Annotated in this window: 25 protein-coding genes; 4 read left to right on the forward strand and 21 right to left on the reverse strand. The window is 74.3% G+C overall.

The genetic code is table 11. From position 1 onward, the window contains the following. Positions 1 to 32 precede the first annotated feature (32 nt). The 11 genes from BLW63_RS01975 to BLW63_RS02025 all read right to left on the reverse strand — a co-directional run bounded on the left by BLW63_RS01975 (position 33) and on the right by BLW63_RS02025 (position 7,512). The gene (locus BLW63_RS01975; RefSeq protein WP_091150869.1) at positions 33 to 656 is read right to left on the reverse strand and encodes a GDSL-type esterase/lipase family protein; all 624 of its coding nucleotides are present in this window, start codon (positions 654 to 656) and stop codon (positions 33 to 35) included. 139 nt (positions 657 to 795) lie between these two features. Further along, positions 796 to 1,566, reverse strand: coding sequence for a 3-oxoacyl-ACP reductase FabG (gene fabG / locus BLW63_RS01980; protein ID WP_091150871.1), 771 nt, complete (start codon positions 1,564 to 1,566; stop codon positions 796 to 798). Between the two features lie 108 nt (positions 1,567 to 1,674). Then, on the reverse strand, positions 1,675 to 2,094 hold the full coding sequence (locus tag BLW63_RS01985; RefSeq protein WP_091150873.1) for a DUF350 domain-containing protein: 420 nt from the start codon (positions 2,092 to 2,094) through the stop codon (positions 1,675 to 1,677). A 185-nt stretch (positions 2,095 to 2,279) separates the two neighbouring features. After that, entirely contained in the window at positions 2,280 to 2,681 is a 402-nt protein-coding gene (locus tag BLW63_RS01990) for an AAA family ATPase (RefSeq protein WP_091150874.1), read from the reverse strand. A gap of 88 nt (positions 2,682 to 2,769) precedes the next feature. Further along, the gene (locus BLW63_RS01995) at positions 2,770 to 3,033 is read right to left on the reverse strand and encodes a hypothetical protein (RefSeq protein WP_091150876.1); all 264 of its coding nucleotides are present in this window, start codon (positions 3,031 to 3,033) and stop codon (positions 2,770 to 2,772) included. Positions 3,034 to 3,121: 88 nt separating this feature from the next. Continuing rightward, positions 3,122 to 4,414: an AI-2E family transporter gene (locus BLW63_RS02000; RefSeq protein WP_091150878.1), complete on the reverse strand. Its 1,293-nt coding sequence runs from the start codon at positions 4,412 to 4,414 to the stop codon at positions 3,122 to 3,124. A gap of 144 nt (positions 4,415 to 4,558) precedes the next feature. After that, positions 4,559 to 4,969 carry an ankyrin repeat domain-containing protein gene (locus BLW63_RS02005; RefSeq protein WP_170856591.1) on the reverse strand — a complete coding sequence of 137 codons (411 nt, stop codon included), beginning with the start codon at positions 4,967 to 4,969 and terminating at the stop codon, positions 4,559 to 4,561. Between the two features lie 43 nt (positions 4,970 to 5,012). Beyond that, positions 5,013 to 5,759, reverse strand: coding sequence for a dienelactone hydrolase family protein (locus BLW63_RS02010; RefSeq protein ID WP_091150880.1), 747 nt, complete (start codon positions 5,757 to 5,759; stop codon positions 5,013 to 5,015). 38 nt (positions 5,760 to 5,797) lie between these two features. Continuing rightward, positions 5,798 to 6,343: a hypothetical protein gene (locus BLW63_RS02015; protein ID WP_091150882.1), complete on the reverse strand. Its 546-nt coding sequence runs from the start codon at positions 6,341 to 6,343 to the stop codon at positions 5,798 to 5,800. 76 nt (positions 6,344 to 6,419) lie between these two features. Beyond that, complete coding sequence (locus BLW63_RS02020; RefSeq protein WP_091150884.1) at positions 6,420 to 7,007, reverse strand: hypothetical protein; 588 nt, start codon at positions 7,005 to 7,007, stop codon at positions 6,420 to 6,422. Between the two features lie 37 nt (positions 7,008 to 7,044). Continuing rightward, entirely contained in the window at positions 7,045 to 7,512 is a 468-nt protein-coding gene (locus BLW63_RS02025) for a PPOX class F420-dependent oxidoreductase (protein WP_091150886.1), read from the reverse strand. 75 nt (positions 7,513 to 7,587) lie between these two features. Between BLW63_RS02025 and BLW63_RS02030 the strand changes: the two genes are divergently transcribed. Both BLW63_RS02030 and BLW63_RS02035 read left to right on the forward strand, forming a co-directional pair. After that, positions 7,588 to 8,937, forward strand: coding sequence for an AI-2E family transporter (locus tag BLW63_RS02030; protein WP_244522288.1), 1,350 nt, complete (start codon positions 7,588 to 7,590; stop codon positions 8,935 to 8,937). Positions 8,938 to 9,018: 81 nt separating this feature from the next. Continuing rightward, positions 9,019 to 9,972 (forward strand): proteasome assembly chaperone family protein, encoded by a 954-nt coding sequence (locus BLW63_RS02035; protein ID WP_091150889.1) that lies wholly within the window; start codon positions 9,019 to 9,021, stop codon positions 9,970 to 9,972. A 10-nt stretch (positions 9,973 to 9,982) separates the two neighbouring features. Here the strand turns inward: BLW63_RS02035 and BLW63_RS02040 are convergent, their stop codons facing one another. The 8 genes from BLW63_RS02040 to BLW63_RS02075 form a co-directional block, all read right to left on the reverse strand. Further along, positions 9,983 to 11,317: an MFS transporter gene (locus BLW63_RS02040; protein WP_091150891.1), complete on the reverse strand. Its 1,335-nt coding sequence runs from the start codon at positions 11,315 to 11,317 to the stop codon at positions 9,983 to 9,985. A gap of 255 nt (positions 11,318 to 11,572) precedes the next feature. Beyond that, positions 11,573 to 13,231, reverse strand: coding sequence for a catalase (locus tag BLW63_RS02045; protein WP_091150894.1), 1,659 nt, complete (start codon positions 13,229 to 13,231; stop codon positions 11,573 to 11,575). After that, complete coding sequence (locus BLW63_RS02050) at positions 13,228 to 13,701, reverse strand: Fur family transcriptional regulator (RefSeq protein ID WP_091150896.1); 474 nt, start codon at positions 13,699 to 13,701, stop codon at positions 13,228 to 13,230. Before BLW63_RS02050 ends, BLW63_RS02045 begins: the two co-directional genes overlap by 4 nt. Positions 13,702 to 13,848: 147 nt before the next feature. Continuing rightward, positions 13,849 to 14,739 carry a formyltetrahydrofolate deformylase gene (purU, locus tag BLW63_RS02055; RefSeq protein ID WP_091150898.1) on the reverse strand — a complete coding sequence of 297 codons (891 nt, stop codon included), beginning with the start codon at positions 14,737 to 14,739 and terminating at the stop codon, positions 13,849 to 13,851. A gap of 163 nt (positions 14,740 to 14,902) precedes the next feature. Continuing rightward, the gene (ligD, locus tag BLW63_RS02060; RefSeq protein ID WP_091150900.1) at positions 14,903 to 15,826 is read right to left on the reverse strand and encodes a non-homologous end-joining DNA ligase; all 924 of its coding nucleotides are present in this window, start codon (positions 15,824 to 15,826) and stop codon (positions 14,903 to 14,905) included. A 19-nt stretch (positions 15,827 to 15,845) separates the two neighbouring features. After that, entirely contained in the window at positions 15,846 to 17,153 is a 1,308-nt protein-coding gene (gene ligD / locus BLW63_RS02065; protein ID WP_091150903.1) for a non-homologous end-joining DNA ligase, read from the reverse strand. Position 17,154: 1 nt separating this feature from the next. Further along, positions 17,155 to 18,153 carry a non-homologous end joining protein Ku gene (gene ku / locus BLW63_RS02070; protein WP_091150905.1) on the reverse strand — a complete coding sequence of 333 codons (999 nt, stop codon included), beginning with the start codon at positions 18,151 to 18,153 and terminating at the stop codon, positions 17,155 to 17,157. A gap of 126 nt (positions 18,154 to 18,279) precedes the next feature. Beyond that, a complete protein-coding gene (locus BLW63_RS02075; RefSeq protein ID WP_091150907.1) occupies positions 18,280 to 18,843 on the reverse strand; it encodes a DUF1360 domain-containing protein in 564 nt (187 codons plus the stop codon). A 170-nt stretch (positions 18,844 to 19,013) separates the two neighbouring features. Here BLW63_RS02075 and BLW63_RS02080 point away from each other — a divergent pair, with 170 nt between their 5' ends. Together BLW63_RS02080 and BLW63_RS02085 are read left to right on the forward strand one after the other, a co-directional pair. Next, positions 19,014 to 19,424: a hypothetical protein gene (locus BLW63_RS02080; protein WP_091150910.1), complete on the forward strand. Its 411-nt coding sequence runs from the start codon at positions 19,014 to 19,016 to the stop codon at positions 19,422 to 19,424. 313 nt (positions 19,425 to 19,737) lie between these two features. Then, complete coding sequence (locus BLW63_RS02085; RefSeq protein WP_091150912.1) at positions 19,738 to 20,136, forward strand: STAS domain-containing protein; 399 nt, start codon at positions 19,738 to 19,740, stop codon at positions 20,134 to 20,136. Positions 20,137 to 20,306: 170 nt separating this feature from the next. Here the strand turns inward: BLW63_RS02085 and BLW63_RS02090 are convergent, their stop codons facing one another. Beyond that, positions 20,307 to 21,326 (reverse strand): DNA topoisomerase IB, encoded by a 1,020-nt coding sequence (locus BLW63_RS02090; RefSeq protein ID WP_244522289.1) that lies wholly within the window; start codon positions 21,324 to 21,326, stop codon positions 20,307 to 20,309. A gap of 58 nt (positions 21,327 to 21,384) precedes the next feature. After that, positions 21,385 to 23,241: a SpoIIE family protein phosphatase gene (locus BLW63_RS02095; protein WP_091150914.1), complete on the reverse strand. Its 1,857-nt coding sequence runs from the start codon at positions 23,239 to 23,241 to the stop codon at positions 21,385 to 21,387. Between the last annotated feature and the right edge of the window lie 129 nt (positions 23,242 to 23,370).

Here is a 23,370-nt window from a genome sequence, read left to right on the forward strand (position 1 = left end):
GACGGCGAGGACGGCGCCCCGCGGGGACACGCTCAGGCGGCGGCGCCGTCCCGGCGGGCGTGGGCGGCGGCGACGACGTGCGGTACCAGCGCCTGGGCGATGTGCGCGTACCCGGCCGACGAGGGGTGGAAGCGGTCGGCGGAGAACAGCGCCGGGTCGGTGCCGAAGGCCGCGGACACGGCGTCGGAAACGGCGGCGACCATCGCGCCGTTCGCGCGGGCGACGGCGGCCTGCGCGCGCTGCAGCTGCCTCGAGGCGACCTGCACCAGCGGCCGCAGCGCCGGCGGCACCCAGGGGACGGTCGACATGTCCGGCGCCGGGACGACGACCACGTCGGTACCGGCCTCGCGCAGCCCGGCCAGCGCACTGGCCAGGGCCGCGGCCGCCTGCGCCGGGGGCACCAGTCGCGCCAGGTCGTTGGCGCCGACCACCACCACCGAGAGGTCGACGTCCAGGGCTGCGGCCCGGCGGACCTGCGCGGCCAGGTCCCGGGACACCGCCCCGGGGACGGCGAGCACGGACAGGTCGACGTCGTAGCCGGCGTGGGTCAACGCGGCGGCGAGGCGCGGGCCGAGGGCGTCCCCGGGACCGGCGGCACCGGCGCCGTACGCGAGCGAGTCACCGAGGAGGGCGAGCCGGAGGGTCGTGCGGATCACGGTTCGTACAACGCCGGCGCACGCTCCGCCATGCCCGCCGCGCGGACGCGACAGGGTCCGGCCGGGAAGCCCGGCCGGACCCTGTCGCGTCGGCCTCGTCCCGGGTCCCGCCCTGAGCTGGGGAGGGACGAGGTCCTCTCTATGCCTTCGGGCCGCCGGCGGCGTAGACGACCTGGCCGGAGACGAAGCCCGCGCCCTCGCTGACGAAGAAGGACGCCAGGTGCGCGATGTCCTCGGGCTGACCGACGCGCTGCACCGGAATCTCCTTGGCGGCGTAGGCGATGAAGTCCTCGAACGCGACGCCCATCCGGTCCGCGGTCGCCTTGGTCATCTCGGTCTGGATGAAGCCGGGCGCGATCGCGTTGGCGGTGACGCCGAACTTGCCCAGCTCGATCGCCAGGGTCTTGGTGAAGCCCTGCAGGCCGGCCTTCGCCGTCGCGTAGTTGGCCTGGCCGCGGTTGCCCAGCGCCGAGGTGCTGGAGAGGTTGACGATCCGGCCCCACCGGGCGTCGATCATGTGCTTCTGCACCGCGCGGGTCATCAGGAAGGCGCCGCGCAGGTGCACGTTCATGACGACGTCCCAGTCGACCTCGGTCATCTTGAACAGCATGTTGTCGCGGATGACGCCGGCGTTGTTGACGAGCACGGTCGGGGCGCCCAGCTCGGCGGCGACGCGGGCGACCGCGGCCTCGACCTGCTCGGCGTCGCTGACGTCGGCGCCGAGCGCCAGCGCGCGGCCGCCGGCGGCCTCGATGGCCTCCACGGTCGCCTTGCCCGCGGCCTCCTCCAGGTCGAGCACGCCCACGGCGAACCCGTCCTGCGCCAGCCGCTTGGCGACGGCCGCACCGATGCCCCGCGCGGCTCCGGTGACGATCGCCACGCGGGTGGCGGTGCTGTTCGACTCGCTCATCTGTTCGTCCCTCTCGATGTCTGCGCCGTACGGTGCGCTGGACCACACCGTACGGACCGGCTCCCGCGAGGCTACCGGCCGGTAGCCGCGTGGTGTCGGAGGCGCGGGTCAGGGCCAGGTGCTGGCGACGACGATGCCGGCGACGGACAGCTGGACGGCGGCCAGCACCAGGCTCGCCGGGTGAAAGGCCACCTCGGTGACGTGCCGGCCCAGCTTGCCGGGGGTGAGCAGGTCGAGGACCACGAAGGCGACCGCCTGCAGCACCACGCCGAGCACGCCGAAGACGACGGTGTAGAGCAACGCCTGGCCGAACCCGCTGGTGGCGTTGGTCCAGATGGCGCTGAAGATGACCAGTCCCTGGGCCAGGAACCCGGCGGCGAGCACGATGCCGGCGTTGACCGACCGCTCCTCGTGGATCTGCCGGCCGAGGTGGCCGGGGGTGAGCAGGTCGAGCACGAGGAAGCCGAGGGTCAGCAGCACGATGCCGACCCCGGTATAGGCGACGGCGTAACCGATGCTGGCCAGCACGAGGGACCTCCGGGGGACGCGGGACGGGCGGACGCCGGACGTGTCTACCGCACCGGCGCCCCGTGGGCCCGCCCCGCCGTGCCGCGTGCCGCCGCCGGCTCGACCGGTGCGGATCACGTGAGCCGGCTTCCGCGCCACGGTCGGCTCCCCGCTCGCCGACGCTCGCTGCGGTGCTCCCGCGGCTGTCAGCCGGTGACGACGTCCACTCGGTCGAAGCCCTCGGCCGTGGTGGGCGGGACGAAGCGCGCCGCCGTCCCGTACAACCCGGCCGGTGGCACCCGCGCGCGGCCCTCGCGGGCGTCGTTGCGCGCCGCGCAGACCGGCACCGGGGTGTCCAGCCACACCGCCCGCACGCCGGCCCCGGCCGCCCGGGCCGCCGCGATGAGCGGGGCGCGGTCCGCGGGCGTGGGGTGGGTGTTGTCCACGACCACGCTGCGCCCCTCGGCCAGCAGCTCGGCCACGACCCGCTGCTGGCGGGCCTCCCGGCGGCGGGCGTTGGGCCAGTGGTCCTTGCTGACGACGACGTGCGTCCCGGCCAGGTGCTGCCGGACCCACGTCGACTTGCCGCCGCCCTGGAGCCCGGCCATGACGACCAGCTCAGGCGAGCTCAGCGTCGGCCTCCCTGCAGGGACCCGCCCCGAGCCTGCGAGGGGTGGGGGGCAGGGAGGTCCTCCTTCACGCGGTCTGGCGCAGCGGCCTCACGTCGGCGTCGTCGTCCAGCGCGGGCCGGGGCGCCGGGTGCTCGACGAGGGCCAGGACCCGGCCGGCCATGAACCGGGCGGTGCGGACCGGGGTGCCGCCCCGGGTACTCTCGGTGACCTCCACGAGCCCGCGGCCGTGGCTGACGTCCACGCGCCGCCCGACGCGGGTGGCCTCGATCTCGTAGGTGCGGGTGGTCCCACCCGCGTCGATCACGACCTCGACACGGTCGCCCTTCATCGCGTCCTCCAGACGTCGCGCCGGGCGGTGTGCCCGACATGGGAACAACGTCCTCCTGGGGTACGACATTCCGGGCTGACCTGCGGCTTCAGTCCTCCGAGGAGCGCCGGTGGGGCCGTGGCACGTGCAGCGCGCGAACCGAGGCGAGCGCCGCGCGGCGGGCGTGTGCACGCTGCCGGGCGCGGCTGGTCCGGGGCGCTCGGGGTTCCTCGCGGAGCAGCGCGTCGAGCCAGTGACCCCGCGGGTCGACGTCCACCAGCAGCGCCTTGAGCAGCAGGGTGAGCGGGATGGCCAGCAGCGCGCCCAGCGCGCCGAGCACCCAGCCCCAGAACAGCAGCGCGACGAAGGTGACCGTCATCGACAGGCCCACCGAGTCGCCGACGAACCGGGGCTGGATCAGCGTCTGGACGACGAAGTTGAGCAGCGCGTAGACCGCGACGACGACCCAGAACTCGGTCCAGCCGCCGTCGAGCAGGCCGAGGATCGCCGGCGGCACCAGGCCCAGGACGAACCCGATGTTGGGCACGTAGTTGGTGATGAACGACAGCAGCGCCCACACCACCGGGAGCGGGATGCCGATGATCGCCAGCGCGATGCCGTCCCCGATGGCCACGATGCCGCCGAACACGGTGCTGACCCACAGGTAGCTGCGGGTGCCGCGGGCGAACAGGCCCAGCGCGATCGGCAGGTGCGGGCGCTCGGCGGCGACCAGCGCCAGCCGCCGGCCGAAGCCGCCGGACTCGATGGCGAGGAACACCAGCGCGGCCAGCAGCAGCACCAGCGTCGAAGCGGCGTCGGTCGCGCGCGCCAGCACGCCTGTCGCCACGCCGACCAGCTGGCTGTAGTCGAACTGGGCGACCAGGTCGGAGAGCTGGCCGGAGACGATGCCGCGGTCGTTGAGGTCGGCGACCACCGAGGCGATCAGCGCCTCGGCCTCCCCGGAGTAATTCGGCAGCAGGGCGGCGAACTGGGCGATCGACACCACCAGCAGGGCGACGAAGCCGAGCAGCACGGTGCACACCAGCAGCAGCAGGACGCTCGTGCTGGCCCAGCGCGGCCAGCCGTGCCGCTGCAGGAAGCGCTGCACCGGCGTGAGCGCGATGACCACGACGAGGGCCAGCAGCACCGGGCCCACCAGCCAGGCGATCGACCGGACGCCGGCGATCGCGATCGTCGCGGTGGCGGCGCCGATGAGCAGCACCATCCAACGCGGCATGCCGCCGGTCGGTGGCCCGAGCACGTCCTCGGGCAGGGGCTCGGCCTCCGACCGGGCCACCGCGGCGGCCATCGAGGCAGCCTCCGCGGCGGCGGCCGGCGGCACGCCGGTGGCCCCGTTGGCCGGCGGGACACCGGTCTCCGGGACACCCCGCTGCGTGGTCACGGTCGGTCCCCTCAACCCTCGACGCCGGCGGGCGTGCCGGCGGTTCCGGTGCCCGACGGCCCCGGGTGGATCCCGACCATGTGCCCTCCTCCGCAGATTGTCGTGCTGCGCCGGCCGCCACCCTGGCACGCGCGGCCGGCCGGCCTAGGGACGCGCATCGTCGAGCAGCGCCGTCATCGCCGGCAGGTCGAAGAACGCCGCCGTCTCCCGGGCGGTCGGGCCGCCGGCGTCCGGGTCGGCGCCGGCGGCGAGCAGGGCGCGCACGGTCTCCTCCGACTGCTTGAACACCGCCGCGGCCAGCGCCGTCTGGCCCCGGTCGTTGACCCGGCCGGCGTCGGCACCGCGCTGCAGCAGCGCCGCGACCGTGTCCGGGTGGCCGTGGTAGGCGGCCAGGATCAGCAGCGTGTCGCCCTTGTCGTTGGTCAGGTTCGCCGGCACTCCGGCGTCGACGTAGGCGGCCAGCTCCTCGGTGGCCCCGCCCCGTGCCAGGTCGAAGACCCGCGCCGCCAGCTCGATGACCCCGGGGTCGATCCCGCCGCTCTGCTGCTCAGTCACGGGACGAGGGTAGGAGGTCGCTCCGCCGGCCGGAGCGCGGCGCTCAGCCCGCGGCCACGCGGTCGGTGAGCGCCAGCACGCGGCGCCAGACGTCGGAGCACGCCTCCGCCCAGTCCCCGTGCGCGCGGTCGAAGAAGGAGTGCGGGGCACCGTCGTAGACCGCCGTCTCCACCTCCGCGCCGCCGGCGCGCAGCCGCTCGGCCAGGGCCAGCTGGTCCTCGACCGGGGTGGCGGCGTCGGCGCCGGCGACGACCATGAGCGTCGGACGGAGAGCCGGCGCGTCGCCGGTCAGCTCGGGCCGGCCGTAGAGGCCGACGCTGCCGGCCAGGTCGAGGTCGCCGCCGGCCAGCCGCCACGCGTGGCTGCCGCCGAAGCAGAAGCCGACGGTGACCACGGGCAGGTCCGGACGGGTGCGCTGCCGCAGGTACGCGACCGCCGCCGTGACGTCGGCGTCCACGCCGGCCGCGGCGACCTGCGGGAGGTGCGCCCGCCAGTCGAAGTCCTGGCCGCGGGCGCCGCTCTCGGGCAGCCCCGCCGTCCGCCCGAACCAGTCGACCGCCACGGCGGGGAGCCCGGCCTCCGCGAAGCGCTCGGCCAGCGCCACGTAGTACGGGTGCAGCCCGCGGACGTCGGGCAGCAGGACGACGCCGACCCGCGCCTCGCCGGCCGGCGCGGCGTAGGCGGCGGCGACCGCGGTGCCGTCGGCCGAGGTGAGCGTCAGGGTGCCGCGCTCGACGACGTCCCCGCTCCGCGGCGGGGCGGGCGGGCGGCTGTCGGTGTCGTGGCACACGCCCCGGTTCTACCCCCCGGGGCGGGTGGGCTGCCCGCTCAGGTGTCGGCGGCCGCGTCGGCCGCGCCGGGGTGCCCACCGAAGACCTGCGCGGCGACCTCGCGGCGGACGTCGGCCAGCCAGTGGTGCTGCTTGTCGGCCTGCGCGATCAGCCGCTCGAACAGCGCGCTGTCGATGCGCGGGTCGGCCTCACCCGCCGCCCGCAGCGTCTCGAACCCGGCCCGCTTGGCCAGCACCGCGGTCGAGATGAACTCGAACTCGACCAGGTCCGACAGCGGCGAGCGGGTCAGCAGGTGCCCGTTGAGCTTGGCGCGGGAGACCTTCTCACCCAGCCAGACCGCGGCCTGCTTGTACTCCCGCACCGGCAGGCCGAGGGCCTCCATCGTGCCGCGCAGCCCCGACCGCTCCTCGAGCAACTCGTCGCGCAGCTCCTCGAGCCGCGGCTGGTAGGGGGTCCCGCGCCAGCGGCCGAGCATCCGGCTCACGAGCTCGATCCCGCCGGTGGCCGCGGCGAGGTGGTCGTTCGTGTACACGCCGAGCAGGTCGGCGTTGCGGATCCCACCTGGTGCGGTCGACTCGGACACGAGGACTCCCGGGGTGCGGACGGACGAGGATCAGGACCATTCTCGCCGTCCCGTGATCACCGCGCGCGGCGGCGGGTCACCCGGCCGCCCGGGTGAGCAGCCGCGCGGCGGTCGGCCGCAGCTCGCGCTCCAGCTCCCACAGGCCCGCGGCCAGCCGCTGGCCCACCGCCTGGCGGGACACCCCCAGCGCCGCGGCGGCGTCGGCCTGAGTCCGGCCCGCGCCGACCAGCTCGATCGCCTCCCACGCCGGCGCACTGCGCCGCTGGACGACGACGGCCAGCGCGCTCAGCACCGCCTGCGCGTCGCCGGCGTCGCGCGGGACGGCGCCGCGCACGGCCAGCCGGACGCTGCGCTGCCCGGCCGCGTCGACCGCCCGGCGGGCGCACAGGTAGGCGAGCCCGGCGCCGGCGCGGGTGCTGTCGGGCAGCGGCGTCTGCACCGGACCGGCTCCGACGCCGATGCGCCAGCCGCCCTCGCGCACCAGCCGGAGGACGACGTCGACGACGACCGCCGGGTCGCCGAGCACGCCCTGCAACTCGTCCCCCGCCGTGCGCTCGAAGGCCAGCACCGTGGGGACGTCGTCCGCGAGCCGCCGCAGGAGGCCGGCGACCCGGTCGGGTCCGCGGCGGCTGCCCTGCTGGTCGACGGTCAGCACGTACGGCACGCCGCAAGCCTGACAGCTCCCCCGGAGCCGGCAAGCCTCAGAGCTTGTCGACGACCTCCGGCGGGAAGCCACCGGTGGCGACCGGGCCCCAGCGCTCGATGGTCACGCGCAGCAGGGACTTGCCCTGCCGGGTCATCGCCGCCCGGTACTCGTCCCAGTCCGGGTGCTCCCCGCTGATCGCCCGGTAGTAATCGACCAGCGGCTCCAGCGCCTCGGGGAGGTCGAGCACCTCGGCGCGGCCGTCGACCTGCACCCAGGGGCCGTCGAAGTCGTCGGAGAGCACGCACATCGACACGGCGGGGTCGCGCCGGGCGTTGGCCGCCTTGGCCCGCTGCGGGTAGGTGGACACCACCACCCGCCCCTCCTGGTCCAGGCCGCAGGTCACCGGGGACAGCTGCACGCCCCCGCCGCTGCGCCGGGTGACCAGCACGGCCTTGTGCCGGGGACGGAGGAACTCCTCGAGAGCGGCACGGTCGACGCGGTCGGCGGTCGCGGTTCTCGGCATGGCGAGGACGTTACGACCGCCGCGTCATGATCGTCCCGGCGCGTTCCGGGGTACCGCCGTGCTGTGATCGACCGCATGAAGCTCCGCCTGCCCGGCCGCTCGGGCGCGTCGTCCGAGGAACCGACCGGCGACGAACCTACAGCCACCGGGCGGACACCCAGCTTCGCCGCGATGGCCTCGGCCGGGGTGACGGCCAGCCCGGCCCCCAGCGCGAACCGCGGGCCCCGGCTGCAGAAGGGCGTCCGGGCGCTCGCCATCGCCTCGGCGCAGCTGCTGCTCATCGCGGCCGCGCTGGTGGCGGTCGGCTGGGTGCTCGGGAAGCTCTGGCCGATCCTGCTGCCGGTCATCCTGGGCCTGCTGTTCGCGACCGTGCTGTGGCCGCCCACCCGGCTGCTGCGCCGGCTCCGCTTCCCGCCGGCGCTGGCCGCCCTGGTGGTGCTGGTGGCCTTCCTCGCGGTGATCGGAGGCCTGTTCTCGTGGATCGTGCCGCAGGTGGCCGACCAGGCCGATGAGCTGGCCGACGCCGCCACCGCGGGGCTCCAGGACGTGCAGGAGTGGGTGACCGGGCCGCCGCTGAATCTCGGCGAGGACCAGATCGGCCAGGCCGTCGACCAGGTGATCAACACCGTCCAGGGCAACGCTCAGAACATCGCCGGCTACGCGCTGACCGGCGTCTCCGCGGTCGGCAGCGGCCTGCTGAACCTGGTGCTCGCCCTGGTCCTGGCGTTCTTCTTCATCAAGGACGGCCCGCGCTGGATGCCGTGGCTCGCCGCGCAGACCGGCCCGAAGGTGGCCCCCCACGTCGCGGCCCTGTCGTACAAGACGTGGACCACCCTGTCGGAGTTCATCCGGCAGCAGGCGCTGGTCGGGTTCATCGACGCGTTCTTCATCGGCCTGGGCCTGTGGATCCTCGGCGTCCCGCTGGTGCTGCCCCTGGCGGTCCTGACCTTCTTCGGCGCGTTCATCCCGATCATCGGCGCCTTCGTCGCCGGCGCCTTCGCGGTGCTCATCGCCCTGGTCAGCAACGGCTGGCAGACGGCGCTCATCGTCCTGGTCATCGTGCTGGTCGTGCAGCAGCTGGAGGGCAACGTGCTGCAGCCGATCATCCAGGGCCGCGGGCTGAACCTGCACGCGGCCGTGGTGATCCTGGCGGTCACCGCGGGCGGCAGCCTGTACGGCATCCTCGGCACCTTCCTCGGCGTCCCCGTGGCCGCGCTGATCGCCGTTATCTACCGCTACGTCCGCGACGAGCTCGACGGCCGCACACCGGAGGTCGCCGACGACGGCACCCGCGTGCAGGTCACCGGGGACGAGACCGGTGCCACCGTCGTCCGGGAGCGGGTCGCGACGCCGGCCGCCGGCCGCGGGGACGCCGCAGCGGACGCCCCGGCCGAGGACGACCCCGAGCCACGGCCGCCGTCCTGACCCCTCCAGGGGACCCCCGGGAATGCGGCCGGCACGGGGGGAGCTGTAGAGAGCAGACCCGTACCGCGAGGAGGCACCACCGTGGCGCAGCGACCGGAGGAGCTCGTCGAGCTGCTCCCCGAGGCCGAGCCGTTACTGGCGCGTGAGGCCGCGGTCACCGAGGCCGGCCACCGCCGCGGGCTGGTGCTCGTGCACGACCTCGCCGGGGACTTCGACGCGGCCTCGGCCGGCGCGCTGGCCGGTGCGCACCTGCTCGCCGCGCTGCCGCACGAGGTCATCGCCCGGTTCGACGCCGACAGCCTGGTCGACTACCGCGCGCACCGGCCGCGGGTGACCTTCTCCGGCGACCGGTACGAGTCCTTCGCCGCGCCCGAGCTGCTGCTCTACGCGCTGGAGGACGACGCGGGCGAGCCGTTCCTGTTGCTGCACGGCACCGAGCCCGACTTCGCCTGGGAGCGGTTCGTGGCCGCGGTCGGCGTTCTCGTCGAGCGGCTCGGCGTCACCTCGGTCGTGGCGCTGCAGGCGATACCGATGCCGGTGCCGCACACCAGGCCGGTCACCGTCACCGCCCACGCGACGCGGCGCTCGCTGATCGCCGAGTACCCCGTCTACTGGGGGGAGATGCGGATCCCCGGCAGCGTCACCGCGCTGCTGGAGCTGCGGATGGGCGAGGCCGGCGTCGACGCCTACGGGGTGGCCGCGCACGTGCCGCACTACCTGGCGCAGACGACCTTCCCGGCGGCGTCGCTGACGCTGCTGGAGCACCTGTCCCGGCTGACCGGGCTGCACCTGCCGACCGAGGCGCTGCGGGAGGCCGCGGAGGCACACCGCAGCGAGGTCGACGCGCAGATCGCCCGCTCGCCGGAGAACACCGCGGTCGTGGCGGCGCTGGAGCAGCAGTTCGACCAGTTCACCGCCGCCCGCGAGGGCAGCGACCTGCTCAGCGAGATCGGTGAGGTGCCCAGCGGCGAGGAGATCGGCGCGGAGCTGGAGCGGTACCTCGCCGACCAGGACCGCAAGCGCCACCGGGACTGAACCCGCTCGCTCAGCCGACGACGGCGTCCCGGCGCCGGGCCAGGCTGAAGGCGACGGCCCCGAGCAGCCCGACGACGGCGAAGAGGTAGAAGCCTCCGGGGAAGGCGTTACCGGTGGCGAACAGGGCGCCGGTGATGGTCGGCCCGACGATGGCCCCGATCCGGCCCGCGCCGGCGGACCAGCCCAGCGCCGTCGCGCGGACCTGCGGCGGGTGGTTGGCGCTGACGAACGCGTAGACCAGCACCTGGGCGCTGAAGACGAAGCACCCGGTCAGGAACACCATGGCGTAGATGCCGACGATCGGGAGCCTGATCGACAGCAGCGCCAGGAAGACCGCAGCCCCGGTGAACCAGACCACGCCCGCGGCCCGGGCGCCGACCCGGTCCGCGACGGTCCCCGCGACCAGCAGTCCGACGATGGCGCCGACGTTGAGCACGAGGAGGAAGGCCAGCGCGGCACCGAGCTCGTACTCGGCCTCCCGCATGATCGTGGGCAGCCAGTTGTTCAGGCCGTAGACGAGCAGCAGACCCATGAACGACGTGATGCCGATGACGACGGTGTTGCGCACGTAGACCGAGGTGAACAGCGTCCGGACGGTGGCGGCGGCTCCCGCCGCACCGGCCTCTCCCGCGTGCTCGGCGACTGGCGCGGCCGGGGTCTCCAGCTCGAGGCCGTACCGCCGCGCGACCTCCTCGGCCTCGGCCCGCCGGCCGTGGGAGACGAGGTAGGACGCCGACTCGGGCAGGTGCCGCAGCATGAGCGGGATCAGGACCACCGCCGGCAGCGCGCCGATCACGAACATCCAACGCCACCCGATGTTCGGGATCACCACGATCGCCAGCGCGGCCGTCGTGACGGCTCCGACGTGGTAGCCCGTCATGATCGTCGTCGTCGCGCGGCCGCTGCGGCCGGAGCGGGTGAACTCGTTGACCATCGCGATGGCCGTGGGGAGGCAGCCTCCGAGGCCGATCCCGGCGAGGAAGCGCAGGACGCCGAACACGATCTCGTTGGGCGCGAAGGCGCAAGCGAGCGTGAGCAGCGAGAACGCCGCGACCGCCCCGATCAGCGCCTTGCGCCGGCCCACGAGGTCGGTCAAGGTCCCGACGGTCAGCGCGCCGATCATCATGCCGACGAGGCCGATGGTGATGACGAAGGTCGTCCCGGCGCCGGACAGCGCCCACTCCTCCGGCGACTGGAGGGTCGGGACGACGGTGCCCACCACCACCAGGTCGAAGCCGTCGAGCAGGACCGCGATCCAGCACAGCGGGGCGACCCAGCCGGCTGCGCGCCCCGCGGCTCCTGGACGTCTCGCCGTCCGGCCGGTGCTCGTCGGTGTGCTGCTCATGTCTCCTCCTGGCGCGACGCTGCGGACCCCGGGGAGACGGTAGGTGAGCCAGGCCACCAGACCCAGCCCGAACTCCCGGCCAGTGGAAGGTCGCCGATCGGGTCTGGAACCCACGGCGGGCCGCGACCGGAGGTCCGGTCGCGGCCCGCCGGCCGTGCTGCGGGGGTCAGCCCTGGGCGACGATGTCGCCGGTCGCCTTCCGCACCACGGTCCGCTCCTCGGTCGCTGGCGCTCCCTGCGATGCTCCCGTGGCTGTCAGGCGACGACCACGTGCTCGTTGGGCACGCAGTGCGTCATCTGGTGGCCGGTGACGTCACGCGGACCGTTCTTGCCGAGGTTGGCGGCGCGCTGCTGCTCCTCCTCGGAGAGGGTCTGCGTCTGCAGCGGCGGCAGGCCGCGGACGTCGTCCGCGGTGATGCCCAGGGCGTCGCCGACGCGCTGGCCGAGCTCGTCCTCGCACATGAAGAAGTGCCAGACCATCCGCTCCTGGATCTCCCGGCGGCACTGCGAGAGGGCGTCGACCAGGTTCTGCACCAGGTCGTCCTTCTCCCACTGCTCCGACAGCAGGTAGCGCTCGCCGGCCTGCGCGTAGTCGTTGGTGCGCGGGATCCGCTTGCGGGTGAGCCGGCCGGTGACGAGCGGGCCCTGCTCGTCGTGGGTCGGATACTGCGCCTCGCGCAGGCCGCCCAGGATCGAGGGCTCGTAGTTGACGTGCGGGTTGGTGCCCACGTCGTCCCGGCCGTAGGACATCTGGCCGCCCTGCTGGTTGGTGGCGACCCGCGCCCTGGGCCGGTTCACCGGCAGCTGCAGGTAGTTGGGGCCCACCCGGTAGCGCTGGGTGTCGGAGTAGGAGAACGTCCTGCCGACCAGCATCTTGTCGTCGGAGAAGTCCAGGCCGTCGACCAGGACGCCGGTACCGAAGGCGATCTGCTCGTTCTCGGCGAAGAAGTCCTCCGGCATGCGGTCGAGGGTCATCGTCCCGACCTTGCGCAGCGGGAAGGCCTCCTCCGGCCACACCTTGGTGTCGTCGAGCGGGTCGAAGTCGAGCTCGGGGTGCTCGTCGTCGCTCATGATCTGGACGTACAGGTCCCACGAGGGGAAGTCGCCGGCGGCGATCGAGTCGTAGAGGTCCTTGGTGTGGGCGCCTAGGGTCTGCGCCTGCACCGCCGCGGCGTCGGCGCCGGTCCAGGACCTCACGCCCTGCTTGGGCAGCCAGTGGTACTTGACCAGCACCGTCTCGCCGCGGTCGTTGACCCACTTGTAGGTGTTCACGCCAAAGCCCTGCATGAACCGGTAGCCGGCCGGCGTGCCGCGGGGGCTGAAGACCAACGTGACCATGTGCATGGCCTCGGGGGTCTGGCTGAAGAAGTCGAAGGCGCGCTCGGCGACGCTGGCCTCGAAGGTGACGGGGTCCGGCTTCTGCGAGTGGATGAAGTCCGGGAACTTGATGGCGTCACGGATGAAGAAGACGCCCAGGTTGTTGCCGACGAGGTCCCAGTTGCCGTCCTCGGTGTAGAACTTCACGGCGAAACCGCGCGGGTCGCGCGCGGACTCCGAGGAGTCCCGGCCACCGGCCACGGTCGAGAAGCGCAGCGCGACGTCGGTGCGCTTGCCCTTCTCCTGGAACAGCTTGGCGCGGGTGTACGTCGAGACGGGCTCGTCACCGACGGTGCCGTCGGCCTCGAAGTAGCCGAAGGCGGTCACGCCGCGGGCGTGCACCACGCGCTCCGGGATGCGCTCCCGGTCGAAGTGGCTGATCTTCTCGAGGAACTGGTAGTTCTCCAGCGTGGCCGGGCCGCGGGCCCCCACCGTGCGCTGGTTCTGGTTGTCGTAGACCGGGTGACCCTGACGGTTGGTCAGGACCGGACGGTCCGCCTCGCTCGGCGCCGGGCCCTGCGATGCGACGTCGGTCATGCGTTGACTCCTCCTCGATTGTCGTGCTGAAGGACCTGAGCGGTCACTCCCGGTGTCCGTACCCGGCACTCGCGGCACAGACCCCAGAAGACGACCTCCGCCTCGTCCACGACGAAACCCGCCGTGTCCGAGGGCGTCAGGCACGGAGCCGCCCCGACGGTGCAGTCGACGTCCGCGACCGCGCCGCACGAGCGGCAGACCAGATGGTGGTGGTTGTCCCCGACCCGCAGCTCGAACAGCGCGGGCGCGCCGGCCGGCTCGATCCGGCGGGCCAGGCCGCTGCTGACGAGCGCCTGGAGCACCCCGTAGACCGCCTGCGGCGACAACGTCGGGTGCAGCGCGCGGGCGGCACTGACGATGGTGTCGACGTCCGCGTGCGGACGCTCGGCGAGCACCTGCAGCACCGACAGGCGGGGCCGCGTGACGCGCAGCCCCGCGGTGCGGAGCTGCTCCTGCCAGGTCGTCGCCATCGGGGTCCACGAAACCCCGTTTCCTTGAATCAGTCAAATCACGGCGCGTCGAGGGTGCGCGCCGGCGAGCCCGGCGACCGGCTGGAACGGCCCCTCTGCAGGGGCCCGCCGCGAGCTTGCGAGTGGTGGGGGCAGAGGGGTCCTTTATCAGGCGAAGACGATGGTCTTCTCGCCGTCCACGATGACCCGGTCCTCGACGTGCCAGGTAACGGCCTGGGCCAGCACCTGGCGCTCGACGTAGCGGCCGATGCGGCGCATGTCCTCGACCGTCGCCCGGTGGTCCACGCGGGCGACCTCCTGCTCGATGATCGGGCCGGCGTCGAGCTCCGGCGTCACGTAGTGCGCGGTCGCCCCGATCAGCTTCACGCCGCGGTCGTGCGCTGCCCGGTAGGGGTTGGCGCCGACGAAGGCCGGCAGGAAGCTGTGGTGGATGTTGATCAGCCGCTCCGGGAACCGGCTGCAGAAGTCCGCCGACACGATCTGCATGTAGCGCGCGAGCACCACCAGGTCGACGTCCCCGATCAGCTCCAGCGCCCGCGCCTCGGCCTCGGCCTTGGTCCCCGGCGTCACCGGCACGTGGTGGAACGGGACGCCGGCCGCACGGGCGACCGGCTCGAGGTCGGGATGGTTGGAGACGACGGCGGCGATCTCGGCGCGCAGGTCGCCGGCGCGCACCCGGTAGAGCAGCTCCTGCAGCACGTGGTCGGTCCGGGACACGAACACCGCCAGCCGCGGCCGGTGCGCCGCCTCGGTCAGCCGCCAGGTGAACTGCCACTGCTGCGCGAGCAGCGCCAGAGCGCCCTCGAGCTGCTGGCGACGGGCGGTCAGGTCGGCGAGGAAGAACTCCAATCGCAGCGTGAACGTGCCGCCGACCGGGTCCGAGGAGTGCTGCTGCGAGTCGATGATGTTCGCCCCGACGTCGGCCATCAGCCCGCTGACGACGGCGACGATCCCCGGCCGGTCGGGGCAGCGGACGACCAGGCGGCCGACGTCCAGCCGGTCGTCGCGCGGGCCGGGCGAGGGCAGTTCGGCGGACACGGGAAGCGAGGATGCCAGGCCACCGGGACCCCGGTCCTGACGGGTGACGGCGCCGATGATCAGGGGCCTGCGGTGGCGACACGCTCACGTCCATCGGCGGGTCCCACCCGGGACTCCGTGATCGTCGCGGAGGGGACCGCGGCGGCTCAGGAGGGAGCGCGGCTCACGGGGCCGGGGGCAGGACGGCGCGCTGCGCCCCGGCGATGTCGAACAGGTCGCCGTAGTCCTCGACCCGGGCCAGCACGTCCTCGGTGCGGAAGCGCAGCAGGCCGGGGTCGGCGCCGTCGAGCACCGCCTCGACCTCGTCCCAGCCGATCGGCGTGGACACCGTCGCGTCGGGTCGGGCGCGCAGCGAGTACGGCGCGACCGTCGTCTTGGCCGGGTTGTTCTGGCTCCAGTCGATGAGCACCTTGCCCGGCCGCAGCACCTTCTCCATGCGCCACACGACCCGGTCGGGGGTCTCGCCGGCGAGCTCCTGGGCCAGCGCGCGGGCGTACCGGCTGGGGTGCTCGCGGTCGCGCACCCGGATCGGCGCGTACACCTGCACCCCCTTGGAGCCCGACGTCTTCACCACGGGGTCCAGGCCGTCGTCCACCAGCCGCTGGCGCAGCCGGTCGGCCACCTCGCAGCACTCCAGGATCCCGGCGTCCGGGCCGGGGTCGAGGTCGAGCACCAGCAGGTCCGGCAGGGCCGGCTGCAGGCGGCTGCCGACCTGCCACTGCGGCACGTGCAGCTCCAGCGCGGCCAGGTTGGCCGCCCAGGCGAGATCGGCGACCGTCTCCAGGATGACCATGTCGAGGGTCTCCCGACCGCGGGAGCTGCCGGGGCTGGGGACGGTCACCTTCCGCACCCAGTCGGGGGCGTGCCGGGCGCTGTTCTTCTCGAAGAACGCCTGCCCCTCGACCCCGTCCGGCCAGCGGGTGAAGGTGACCGGCCGGCCGGACAGGTGCGGCAGCAGCACCGGCGCGATCCGCACGTAGTAGTCGATGACCTGGGCCTTGGTGAACGAGACCTCGGGGAAGAGGACCTTCTCCAGGTTGGAGACGTGCAGCTGCCGCCCGTCGACGCGCACCAACTGCCGGGTCACCCGACGTCCCGTACCCGGTTCACCACTCCTCGACCACGTCCTCCGGGACCAGGTCGTCGCGCAGCCCGCGCCACGACGGGTGGCGCATCCGGCCGTCGGCGGTCCATGCGGCGAAGGCCACCTCCCCGACCAGCTCCGGCACCACCCAGTGCGCGTCGCGGGTGACCTCGCGGGGCAGCGCGTCGGCGAACGGCGGCCGGCCGGCCGGGGTGAACAGCGGCTGGAGCTCCTCCAGCGCCGCGGCGGTGAAGCCGGTGCCGACGTGCCCGGCGTAGACCAGCCGGCCGGCGTCGTCGTGCACGCCGACCAGCAGCGAGCCCACTCCCCCGGCACGCCGGCCCTGCCCGGGCCGCCAGCCGCCGACGACGACCGCCTGCGTCCGGACGTTCTTCACCTTGCGCCAGTCCGGCCCGCGCAGCCCCGGGCGGTAGGGCGAGTCCAGCCGCTTGGCGACGACGCCCTCGAGGCGGTTGTCCCGGCTGGCGGCCAGCACCGCGGGCCCGCCGCCGCGGAACCACGGCGTGGGGACCCATCGCTCGCCGGCGACGCCGAGGGCGTCCAGCCGCTCCCGGCGCTGCGCGTACGGCAGCTCGAGCAGGCTCTCGCCGTCCTCCGCCAGCAGGTCGAAGACCAGGTAGGTGACCGGTGTCGCGGCGGCCATCCGGCGCACCTCCGGGCCGGTGCGGTGCATCCGCCCCTGCAGCGCGCCGAAGTCGGGGCGGCCGCGGGCGTCCAGGGCGACGACCTCGCCGTCGACGACCGCGTCGTGGCCGACCAGCGCCGACGGCAGCCGGCTCAGTTCGGGATAACGGACGGTGATGTCGGTGCCGCTGCGGGCCCATAGCGCCAGCTGCCCGCCCTCGACGACGGCCACGGCCCGCACGCCGTCCCACTTGAACTCGTAGCCCCAGGCCTGGTCCTGAGCCGCCGGCGGCAGCTCACCGGGGGTGGCGAGCATCGGCACCAGCGGCGCGCCCTCCGCGGGGCCGTCGAGCGCACGGACCCGCCAGCCGCCGTCGGGCAGCCGGGCCAGCACGTGCCGGCCGCGCAGCCGCCGTCCGCCGAGAGCCACGACGACGCGGGCGTCGGTCCACTGCTCGACGGCGTAGCGGCCGGAGTCCCAGCTGGGGCCCGCCACGGCCCCCTGCCCGGTCGGGACGGCGGGCAGCGCGGGTCCCCGCGCGGCCGGCGGCCCCTCCGGCAGCAGCCAGCACCACGGGACGCCGTCCCGCTCGAGCCGCAGCCCGAGGCCCGACGCGCACTCGGTGACGGCGAACGGCTCCCCGGCCTCGGGGGGCGTCCGCCGGGTGCTCCGGGGGGCCGGCACCTCAGGCGGTGCGGCGGGCCCGCTTGGCCGGCGCCTTCTCGGCGGTCGCCTTCTTCGCCGGGGTCGCCCCGGTCGCGGTCGCCTTCTTCGCCGCGGTCGTCCTCTTCGCCGGGGTCGCCCCGGTCGCGGTCACCTTCTCGGCCGCGGTCGGCCTCGCGGCCGTCCTCTTCGCCGCGGTCGCCTTCTTGGCCGGCGCCCGGCGGGCCGGGGCCTCCTCGGCGGGCGTGCCGCCCCGCGCGGCCTCGACGCTGCGGCGCAGCGCGCTCATCAGGTCGACGACGGCGGCGCCGGAGTCGGCGGTCTCGGGCAGCGGCTGCACCTCGCCGCCGCTCTGCTTGGCCTCCAGCAGCTCGGCCATCGCCTCGCGGTAGTCGTCGGTGAACTCCGTCGGGTCGAACTCACCGGTCATCGACCCGATCAGCGCCTCGGCCATCTGCAGCTCCTGCGGCCGCACGGCGACGTCCTCGTCGAGGAAGCCGAAGTCGGGACGGCGGATCTCGTCGGGCCAGCGCATGGTGTGCAGCACCATCACGCCGTCCTTGACCCGCAGCGCCGCCAGCGACTCGCGCGACCGGATGGAAATCTTGGTGATGGCGACCCGGCCGGCGTTCTCCAGCGCGTTCCGCAGCAGCACGTACGGGCGGGTCGCCGAGGGGTCGGGCTCCAGGTAGTACGTCTTCTCGTACTGGATCGGGTCGATCTCGTCCTGGTCGACGAACTGCAGGACCTCGATCTCCCGCCGGCTGGCCAGCGGCAGTTCCTCGAAGTCCTCGTCGGTAAGCACGACCAGCTGGCCGTCGGGCAGCTCGTAGCCCTTGGCGATCTCGGAGTACTCGACCTCCTCGCCGTCGATCGAGCACACCCGCCGGTACTTGATGCGCCCGCCGTCGACGGCGTGCACCTGGTTGAACCGGATGTCGTGGTCCTCGGTGGCCGTGTACAGCTTGACGCCGATGCTGACCAGGCCGAAGGACACCGCCCCGCGCCAGATCGACCGCATGCCGTGCTCCTGTCGAGAGATCGGGTCCGCGACCGCGCGGGGAAGGCGGGCCGTCAAGATCGCAGGATAGGCGCGCCGGACGCCGGGTGGCAGGTCCGGGAACCCGCCCCTCCCCCGGAGGAGGGGTCAGCCGTCGCTGCCGCTGTCGTCCTCGCCACCACCGGTGGCCTTGCTCTGGATGGCGTCGTAGGCGAACTGCAGCACGTCGGACCCGGCAGCCGTGGTCATGACCAACGCCGCCAACCGCGTGGCGTTGGGCGCGGCGACGTAGCCGAACACGAACGCCGTCCCCACCCACTGCGCCAGGCAGAACGGGCAGGTGACCAACTCGCCGACGGCGTGCTTCCAGCCGCCGTGCACGCGGACGTCCTCGGAGAGCTCCGCCTCGCCCGACGCTCCGTTGAAGGTGGCGAACGGCGCCCGCAGCGGGCTGGTGACCGGGTCCTTGGCGATCCGGCGGGCCAGCCGGAACGTGCCGATGGTGATGAGGACGGCGTCGCCCAGCGGGATTCGCTCGGGCAGCTGCTTCCCCGAGGCGCGGACGACGGCGGCTCCGGTGGCCACCACGGTGGAGTAGACGCTCATCGCGCCGAGGAAGCCGCCCAGCGGCCGGTCCTCCCCGTTGTTGTAGGCGCGCTCCTGCGCCTTCGCCCACCGGCGGACGGGGGAACCGATGTCTGCGAGAGCCATGGCAGCCGGGCTACCCCGGCACCCCCACCGGCATGCGGGACGACGCCGGCGAGCGGGGTCACGCATGCCCGGCGGGTGACCGGGTAGGCGAGGGACCAGTCCGCGGCCGCACCCGGCCGCGCCCCGCGGGGACCAGCCCCCGCCGCAGCGTGCACCAGGAGGAACAGGCCATGACCCAGCCCGAGGGCCAGACCGCCCGCGACGTCTTCCCCGAGGACGAGGGCGTCCCCGAGATCTCGCAGGACGACTCCCCGACGATGGCCGGGGCCGAGGACCCGCAGTTCGCGCCCGTCCCCGGCGACGAGCCCGGCGCCAGCGTCGACTTCGGCACCACCGCGTTCGAGCAGTCCGAGGGCGAGTCCCTGACCGGCCGGCTCGAGCGCGAGATCCCCGACGACCAGCCCGACGTCCGCCCCTCCGAGGACCCCGCCCGCGGCATCGGCCAGCTCGAGCAGGACTACGACACCACGCCGGACACCGACTCGGGCACCAACCGCACCGCCGACGACGTCGAGGCCAGCCTCGACCCGGTGGTCGGCGGCGAGGGCCCGGAGGAGTCCGCCGTCCACGTCGTGGACTGACGAAGGACCCCTGACCCCCCGCCGCTCGCGAGCTCGCGGCGGGACCCTGCAGGGGACCGTGCCCTTCCCCCGCTCGGCTGGTAGATCGCGCGGGATCCCGCCGGTCACCAGGGGCGGGTTGGCGCGTTGGACCTCGGCTGTCTACGTTGAGGGTGCGGTTGAGCAGGCAGCCGCGGCCGTGCCGGGCGATCTCCCGGTGCGGACACGAACGACGACGTGCGTGTCCGGGGGCCACGACATCCGGAGGGCCGCACAGCGGTAGATTGACCGGCGGTCGTGCCGCCGGGTACTGCCGTTGAGAGGAGCTCAGCCCGTGACCACATCCGACCTGCCTGCCGAGGGGCAGCCCGACGTGTCGACCGAGGGCACGGAGGCACCCTTCGACGACGTGATCACGCTCTCGACCTCCACCGGCGAGGACGGCGTGGTCACGGTCACGGTCGTCGGCGAAGTGGACACGTTCACCGCCCCGGTGCTGCGCTCGTCCCTCGACACCCAGCTCGAGCAGCAGCCCCAGGGCCTGGTCATCGACCTGTCCGGCGTGCAGTTCCTGGGCTCCGCCGGCCTGGCCGTCCTCGTCGAGACGCAGAAGTCCGCTCGCGCCCGCGACGTCGACCTCCACCTCGTCGCCACCACCCGCGCGGTCACCCGTCCCCTCGAGGTCACCGGCCTGATCGACCTGTTCACCATCGTCGACGGCAGCGCCCGCTGACTTCCTGAGCAGGGAGCGGGGCACCGGGCCCTGCCCACATGACACGACGAGAGGCCCCGCTGCGGCGGGGCCTCTCGTCGTCATGGGGTGTCCCTCGGCCTGACTCCGCGCCCGGCCCCCTGCCGGGTCCCACCGCGAGCGTGCGAGGGGCGGGGGCGGGGGGTCCTCCCTCAGGCGCTGAGCAGCCGGCAGACCGCCTGCTCCAGGGTGCGCTGCACCTCGCGGTCCCCCTCGGCCTCCGCCGCCGCCGTCAGCGCGTCAGCGATGGTCTCCCCGTTCTCGTAGCGGTCCACCACCCGCGGGTCGACGTAGCTGGCCTTGCAGACCGCCGGGGTGTTCCCGAGCTGCTCGGAGACCTCCTTGTACGCGGCGTTGACCGTCCGCTTGCGCGCCGTCCTGCTCTTCGGTGGCGGAGCCGCCGCCAGCGTGGCGGCCATCTGCACCGTGGCGCTCCACGTGCGGAAGTCCTTGGCGGTGATCTCCGCGCCGCTGATCTCCTTGAGGTAGCCGTTCACCTCGGTGCTGGTCACGTCGTGCCAGGTCCGGCCGCCGCCGTCCGGGTCCGGCACCCAGTAGCCGAGCAGCTCCTCGCCGCCGTCGGGCCGCTTGAGCAGCTCGCGGACGACGTCCGCCGTCGGCTTGTCGGTGAGCTCCAGCTCCCGATCGATGCCGCCCTTGGCGGTGTAGGAGAAGAAGACCCGCTCGCCGCGCACCCGCACGTGCTCCTTGCGCAGCGTCGCCAGCCCGTAGGTGCCGTTGTCCTCGGCGTACTGCTCGCTGCCGACCCGGAAGGCGCCCAGGTCCAGCAGCCGGACGGCGGCGGCCAGCACCCGCTCCCGGGTCAGCCCCTGCCCGTGGATGGCGTCGACCACGGCGTCACGCACGTCGGGCAGCTGGTGGGCGATCTCCAGCACCCGCTCGTGCTTCTCGGCGTCCCGCCGGGCTCGCCACTGGTCGTGGTAGCGGTACTGCCGGCGCCCGGCGGCGTCCACCCCCGTGGCCTGGATGTGCCCGTTGGGCCAGGGGCAGATCCAGACGTCCTTCCAGGCCGGGGGGATGGCCAGCGAGCGCAGCCGGTCGAGGCGCTCGTCCCTGATCAGCGCCCCGGCCTCGTCGTAGTAGGCGAAGCCGCGGCCCGCCCGCCGGCGCCGCCACCCCGGGCCGTGCACGTCGCTGCGGCGGAGTCTCACGCCAGGGGGATGTGCACCGACGGCGTCCCGCAAACCCGGGACGGCGGCGGGTCGCCCGTCAGCGCAGCTCGACCAGCCCGCCGAGTCCGCTGATCTGGAGGATGTGCCGGGTGACCCCGCCCTCGGGCGCGTGCACGACCAGCCGCCAGCCCTCCGCCCCGGCGATCCGGGCCATGGCCAGGACGACGCGCACCGCCGCGCTGCTGAACAGGGTGACGGCCGTAAGGTCCAGCTCGACCCGGCCCGTGCCGCCGTGGCTGGCCTCCAGCAGCCGGATCCGCATCTGCTCGGCCCCGACCATGTCGACCGCGCCGGCGGCCCGCACCACCGGCCGCTCGCCGCTCCGGTCGACGACGACGTCCGCCGTGCTCGTGCCGCCGGGACGGTCCTCCTCGCCCTCCGGGCGGCGGCGCAGCCGCATGCTCAGCGTCACGGTCGTGCCGTGCTCGCCCTGCAGCACCACCCCGTCGACGAGCTGCCGCATGATCAGCAACCCGCGGCCGCGGTCCCCGGGGTCGCGGTCCGGCGGACGCCACCGGCCCTGGTCGCGCACGATCACGGTCAGCAGTCCGTCGACGTCGACCGCCGCGGTCACCTGCATCCGCCCCGGCTCCACGCCGCGGTAGGCGTGCTCCGCGGCGTTGGCGGTCGCCTCCCCCACCGCGACCATCACGCCGATCCGGTCCTGTTCCCCCATGCCCAGCCCGGCCAGCCAGCCGCCCAGGTGGCGACGGACCGTCGGCAGCGCGGCCGGGACGGCGGGCAGGTCCAGCTCCAGCGGCTGGGTAGTCTCCGCCCGGCGGTGCGCGACCAGGACGGCGATGTCGTCGGGGCGCTCCTCGGAGTCCATGAGGCCCTCGACGATCGAGGCGGCGAGCTCCCCCGGCGCGTCGCCGGCCAGGGCGCCCGGCGCGGCGACCGCGGCGCGCGAGACCTCCGCGAGCCGGTCCAGGCCCGCGGCCGACAGCGCGCCGGAGGTGGTGACCGCACCGTCGGAGAACAGCACGAGGGTGGCGCCCTGCGGCAGCTGCGTGGTCGCGGCCACGCTCGGCGCACCCGGCAGGGTGCCCAGCGGCGGCCGCGGCTCGAGCGGGAGGAAGTCCGAGCTGCCGTCGGCACGGACCACGAGCGGAGCAGGGTGCCCGGCCGCGGTGTAGGTCAGCCGCCCGGTGGCCGCCTCGAGCACCCCGTAGAAGACCGAGGCGCCCTCGACGTCGTCCATCTGCCCGGCGAACGCGTCGAGCGCGGCGAGGACCGCCGCGGGCGAGGGGTCGCGCAGCGCCACCGAGCGCATGGCGCCCCGCAGCCGGCTCATCGCCCCGGCCGCGGGCACCCCGTGCCCCACCGCGTCGCCGACCACGAGCGCCAGCCGGCCACGGCCGAGCGGCACGGCGTCGTACCAGTCGCCGCCGGCGGCATCGACCGACGTGGCCCGGTGGTAGCTGCCGGACAGCCGCACGTCCGGGAGCAGCGGCAGCGCCGGCGGCAGCAGCGAGTGCTGCACCTGGTCGACGACGTCCCCCTCGGCGAGCGCGGCCGCGGCCTGCGGGCAGCCGGTCCGGCCCGCCTCGACCAGCACGAGGACGCCGGGCTGCCCGTGCACCCGGAGCGGCTCGAGGACGACGGTGGCGGCCCGCCCGTCGGGGTCGGGGTCGCCGTGGACGGTCTCGGCCTGCCCGCTGCGGGCCACCTCCGCGGCCATCTCGGTGACGCGGCCGCCGACGGCCGCGGCGAGGTCACCGGCCCCCGTCCCGACGTCGCGGGCGCGGGCGTTGGCCCAGACCGGCTCCAGCCCAGGCCCCGCGAGACACCAGATGGCGGCCGAGGCGGTCTCCATCGCCCCGACGAGCGCGGCACCGCCTGCGTCGTCCACGGGTGCGGGCCCGGACGGCGGGCTCTCCTGGCTGGTGTTCATCTGCAGCCAGCGAACCGCAGCCCCGGAGCGCCTGCAACCGCGCCGACCCGCTGAGTGACCTGGGGTTTCCCTCTCTCCGCGACGGGGTAAGCCTCCCCGTCAGGCGCACCGCCCGGCGGCGCCGGGCAG

This window comes from Geodermatophilus africanus (assembly GCF_900107105.1).
Classification (GTDB): Bacteria; Actinomycetota; Actinomycetes; order Mycobacteriales; family Geodermatophilaceae; genus Geodermatophilus; species Geodermatophilus africanus.

What these genes read in the sequence shown, in the direction of transcription:
- fabG (WP_091150871.1), bottom strand. Translation starts at nt 1,566, where the DNA reads ATGAGCGAGTCGAACAGCACCGCCACCCGCGTGGCGATCGTCACCGGA.
- BLW63_RS01990 (WP_091150874.1), bottom strand. Translation starts at nt 2,681, where the DNA reads ATGGCCGGGCTCCAGGGCGGCGGCAAGTCGACGTGGGTCCGGCAGCAC.
- BLW63_RS01995 (WP_091150876.1), bottom strand. Translation starts at nt 3,033, where the DNA reads ATGAAGGGCGACCGTGTCGAGGTCGTGATCGACGCGGGTGGGACCACC.
- BLW63_RS02025 (WP_091150886.1), bottom strand. Translation starts at nt 7,512, where the DNA reads ATGCCGAGAACCGCGACCGCCGACCGCGTCGACCGTGCCGCTCTCGAG.
- BLW63_RS02030 (WP_244522288.1), top strand. Translation starts at nt 7,588, where the DNA reads ATGAAGCTCCGCCTGCCCGGCCGCTCGGGCGCGTCGTCCGAGGAACCG.
- BLW63_RS02040 (WP_091150891.1), bottom strand. Translation starts at nt 11,317, where the DNA reads ATGAGCAGCACACCGACGAGCACCGGCCGGACGGCGAGACGTCCAGGA.
- BLW63_RS02045 (WP_091150894.1), bottom strand. Translation starts at nt 13,231, where the DNA reads ATGACCGACGTCGCATCGCAGGGCCCGGCGCCGAGCGAGGCGGACCGT.
- BLW63_RS02050 (WP_091150896.1), bottom strand. Translation starts at nt 13,701, where the DNA reads ATGGCGACGACCTGGCAGGAGCAGCTCCGCACCGCGGGGCTGCGCGTC.
- ku (WP_091150905.1), bottom strand. Translation starts at nt 18,153, where the DNA reads ATGCGGTCGATCTGGCGCGGGGCGGTGTCCTTCGGCCTGGTCAGCATC.
- BLW63_RS02075 (WP_091150907.1), bottom strand. Translation starts at nt 18,843, where the DNA reads ATGGCTCTCGCAGACATCGGTTCCCCCGTCCGCCGGTGGGCGAAGGCG.
- BLW63_RS02080 (WP_091150910.1), top strand. Translation starts at nt 19,014, where the DNA reads ATGACCCAGCCCGAGGGCCAGACCGCCCGCGACGTCTTCCCCGAGGAC.
- BLW63_RS02095 (WP_091150914.1), bottom strand. Translation starts at nt 23,241, where the DNA reads ATGAACACCAGCCAGGAGAGCCCGCCGTCCGGGCCCGCACCCGTGGAC.